Genomic DNA, 4,027 nt, shown 5'->3' on the forward strand with positions numbered 1-4,027 from the left:
GAGATGTGTATAAGAGACAGAACTCAAGGTGCCGAATTTGTTGCTAAATATCACCAATTACCTGACAACGAGCGTCAAAATGAGATCGATACCTATCACCAAACTCAGCTTACCAATCTCCAAGCTAATTGGAAGCGAGATCTAGATAAATTAGGCATAAATATCCCACTACCAACATCGATTAAATCTTTAAATACTCCACCCACCGCCGCCGAAGCTGGTGGAGTTGCTATCGCCAAAAGTGCGATCGAATCGCCAATTATCCAACTCAGTCGTGCTTTTTCTCGACGTACCGATCTTCTCAAAACAGCCACCGAAGATCCGCTCTGGGTCAAACTTGGCGAATTGCACCAGGAAGATGCTACTTTAGCCGAAAACAGTCGCGCACTCATCCGACGCAAACAACCCCAGCTAGCCAGCCTTACAGCTAAAGATAAGGAGAATAATTCCGACCCGATTCCAGAACTAGTTACTAAATTTCAAAAACTAATCGCGATCGATAGCATCCGCAATGAATATCTCCTCCACAGCCAAATCCACCAATGGCTGATGAGCGATCGATTTCCAGCCGATATCGAAACTCTTAATACTCGTGTCTACGATCGATTATTTCTTACACCAAAAAGCGATCGCTGGTTGGGTTTAATGCCGGGAGATGGGTATACCGGAATCGAGCGAGACGGGATAATTGATAATTGAGAGTTGGGAGTTGGGAGTTGGGAGTTGGGAGTTGGGAGTTGGAAGTTGGGAGTTAGGAGTTGGGAGTTGGGAGTCGATCGTCGATAGTTGGTGATTTATGAATGCTAGAAGTTTGAGGGTAGGTACTGTATTTGGAGCGATCTCGATCGGGTGTTTGTTTACTACTGCTAGTCAAGCTAGTCAAGATCTAAAATTACCCAAATCTGAGACGGTTATTAATGCAGATATTAATGGTAATGGTAAGCTCGATCGAGTGGTGGCTAGTTATTTTAGTCGTCCGATTTTGGTATTAGACGATAGTCACGCCAATACTTGTAAAACAGTGCCAGGGAAATTCGTTCGCTATACAATGTATGCTGACGGACAGAAAAATGGCCGAGTTATCTTTGAAGAAAATTATGGCAGTACCCGCGCCAGTTATTGGACACATCGATTAGAAATCGGTCGAGATCTCGATGGCGATGGTCGTAAAGATTTGGTCTTTTATATGGGTGACGATACTAGCGATGAAACGACTTATTTAATCCAAAAACCCACAGGATTCAAGGCTGTATATGCGGGTTCTATGGGACTTCCTAGTTACTCGATCGATCCGCAACTAGCGTTAGTAACAACAATGAATAAAACTATGCTGGCGACGTGGGATCGATCGGCTGAAGTTTGGAAAAGTAATAAATATGGATGGGTGAAGGGAGATTGTGTCGCAATTCGCGCACAACCAAATCCTAAGTCAAAAATAGTCACATTGGGATTCGATCGAAATTTAGTAACAGTTCCCCAATCTCAACCTGTTGGCGACTGGATTGCGATCGATGATGATGGCAGAAGCGGCTGGATTAACAAAAAGTATTTGAGTTTTTCTTCGCCAGTGCGCTGGTTTAAATAACATCGGTCTTTGTTCGACGGCTGTTTCTTGATTTTTGGCTCTTCATTACTTAGTATGCTGATTTCCGCCCAGATTGATAGCTAACAAGGGATTGAGCCTAAAATCTATTATTGTTAGATTTTTCAGCCATTTTTGGCTTAGCAGTAAGGATTTCGGGTCAAAAAGCTGAGATTAGCATACCAGGTGATGAAGAGCCTGATTTTTTTGATTAGTTTGACTATTTCCATGAATCTTCTTGATTCCTTTGTATTGCGGTATTTTCCCTAATACTCGATCGATTCGCGATCGTGAGATCGAATAGATCGAGGCTGTAAAAACAGAAATATTCTCAATCACCGCCATCCAAATATTTATCGAGTAATTTGGGAATATAATCGAAGCCATCGACACCGATCGCGGGTAATAAATTCGGGCGATATTTAGTTAGGAAGCGATCGAATTCTTCGCGTCCGAGTTGTCCTTGCAAGACAATGGCTAAACTCGCACTCTGTCGCCATTCTTTGGCTCCAATTTGATGGAGTTGATACATTGCCAAGCAGCTATAAAAGACGGCAGTACCGTTTTTCTGGAGGCTGTGGTTGGCTTCGGCGAGGTAGGTGAGATTGAGTCCTTGGAGATATAAATCGCCGACAGCTTGGGCGGCTTTGGTACCTTGTTGGAGATATTCGATCGCTTTTTCGGATTGTTGGATGGTGAGATAGGCAAGTCCGAGGCTGTGATAGCAGAGGGCGAGACTTTGTTTATCGGCTAGAGTTTCGGCGAGTTTCAACCCACGATCGAGATAACCGATCTGCTGCTCGTAGATCTCTTCATCCATCCGATCGATCGCGTGTGCGGCGCGGACTTCTGAGTAGCCCAAATTTGTCAGGGCATTGGCTTCGCCGAGTTTATCGCCTGTCTGTCTGGCTAAAATTAGAGCGCGTTGGCTGTAACTAATTGCCTGAGCATAATCTTTTTGCCCGATCGAAATCCGGCTGAGGTGGTTGAGATTGGCGATTTCGCAGGGACGATCTCCAGCTTGGTTGGCAATTTCTAATGCTTCGCGATGGAGGGCAATGGCTCGATCGATCTGGCCTAAAGCTTGCTGGGAATAACCTAAAATCGTTAAGAGTCGGCCTTTTTCTTGAGTACCCGCTACCTGTTTGAGCGGTAGATCGAAGTAAGAGAGCGTATCGCGGAGCGTTTCGCCAGAGAATGCCGCAAAAATACCACCATATAAAGGGAAATTCGGACGTTGAGCAGCGGTTCGTAATACTTGCAGCGTGACTTGAAAACAGGCTTTAGCGATCGCGTCTCGATGGCTGCTATTGATGCCAGTGGCTCTACCGATGCCATTTGCCAACTCGCACCAAATCGCGGCAAACGTAATTAGCGTACTAAACGCCATCCGCTGTCCCCATTCCCGATCGTACATTTGTCCGTCGAACCAAGTTACCAGCGCAGTCTGAATGCTTTGTAAGACGATCGCCAGCTCCGTCCATTCGCCTTCATCCCCAGTCGCTTTATTGGCTATGAGGTCGGAAATAGACTGCTGAAGGCCGATTGTTTTAAATAATGACTGAATTAGCGGTTGGGAGACTTGCTTCGACCACAGCGACCAGGGGCCGTTCTCTGCGACGCCGCCAAAGCCGATTTGTTGGCCGCTTTCGTAGATCCAGCTTACCAAATGCGGTTCTAGAGCTGGGAGGAGCTTCAAGCCGCGATCGAGTCCGAGGGCTAATTGGCGCAATTGCTCGAAGTCTGCGGGTTCGAGATTGATGCTGGCGACGGACTGAAGCCGAGTAATTATGAGTTGAATTTGGGCGCGATCTAATTTCCGTTCTAGATTGGGATCGAGTGCTTGGAGCAAGAGATTGAGTCGTTCTTGTGGATCGGCGGTGACGATGCGATCGATCGTGGTATTGACTGCGGCTACAGCTTGACGTTCGTCTTGGAGGTTACCCAGAGCCGTCTGAATCCAACCTAAAGCATTGAGGCGGTGCTTTAATTTCGCTTGCTTGACTTCATCGGGTTGACTGGCGATCGATCGTTCGACGCCTTGCACCGTCTCACTCAAACAGCCTTCAAAGATTTCGCTCGTCCCCAGCTCGATCCGCTCGACTAAAATTTGGTAGATATATTCCTTCGAGATCACCTGCTTACCCGTGAGAATTCGATCGACAATATCCTCGATCGTCTGAAGATATCTGTCGCGCAGGCTCTGAGATCGATCGTCGCGGTTGGTACTCGCCCCAGCATCAGCAGAAGTCATAGTTATATATTCCGATCTCTTGCAAATGTGTTTTTTGTTATCGTATCTCTTTCCCAATTACGATGGGAAAACAAGAGACGATCGGTAAGTCGGTATAATTAGCGATTATCTTCGTTAGAGGATGTTTGAAAAGTGGGGAGGTGGGTAAAAAAGCTCACAAGAGCATAAGCTACGAATAGAAAGTAAGTAGC

General features: G+C 46.2%; 2 protein-coding genes and 1 pseudogene. 2 read left to right on the forward strand and 1 reads right to left on the reverse strand.

Features of this window, described 5'->3' with window-relative positions; all coding sequences use genetic code 11:
- Positions 1 to 699 (forward strand): annotated as a pseudogene (locus C7B77_RS30465) (hypothetical protein); the annotation flags it as partial.
- Between the two features lie 97 nt (positions 700 to 796).
- Positions 797 to 1,585, forward strand: a complete 789-nt coding sequence (locus C7B77_RS25295; protein WP_106311463.1) for an SH3 domain-containing protein — start codon at positions 797 to 799, stop codon at positions 1,583 to 1,585.
- Positions 1,586 to 1,913: 328 nt separating this feature from the next.
- Here the strand turns inward: C7B77_RS25295 and C7B77_RS25300 are convergent, their stop codons facing one another.
- The gene (locus C7B77_RS25300) at positions 1,914 to 3,836 is read right to left on the reverse strand and encodes a tetratricopeptide repeat protein (RefSeq protein WP_106311466.1); all 1,923 of its coding nucleotides are present in this window, start codon (positions 3,834 to 3,836) and stop codon (positions 1,914 to 1,916) included.
- Positions 3,837 to 4,027: the final 191 nt, after the last annotated feature.

Source organism: Chamaesiphon polymorphus CCALA 037 (genome assembly GCF_003003845.1).
GTDB classification, from domain to species: Bacteria; Cyanobacteriota; Cyanobacteriia; order Cyanobacteriales; family Chamaesiphonaceae; genus Chamaesiphon; species Chamaesiphon polymorphus.

Coding starts and splice junctions, on each gene's coding strand:
- C7B77_RS25295 (WP_106311463.1), top strand. CDS start 797: ATGAATGCTAGAAGTTTGAGGGTAGGTACTGTATTTGGAGCGATCTCG.
- C7B77_RS25300 (WP_106311466.1), bottom strand. CDS start 3,836: ATGACTTCTGCTGATGCTGGGGCGAGTACCAACCGCGACGATCGATCT.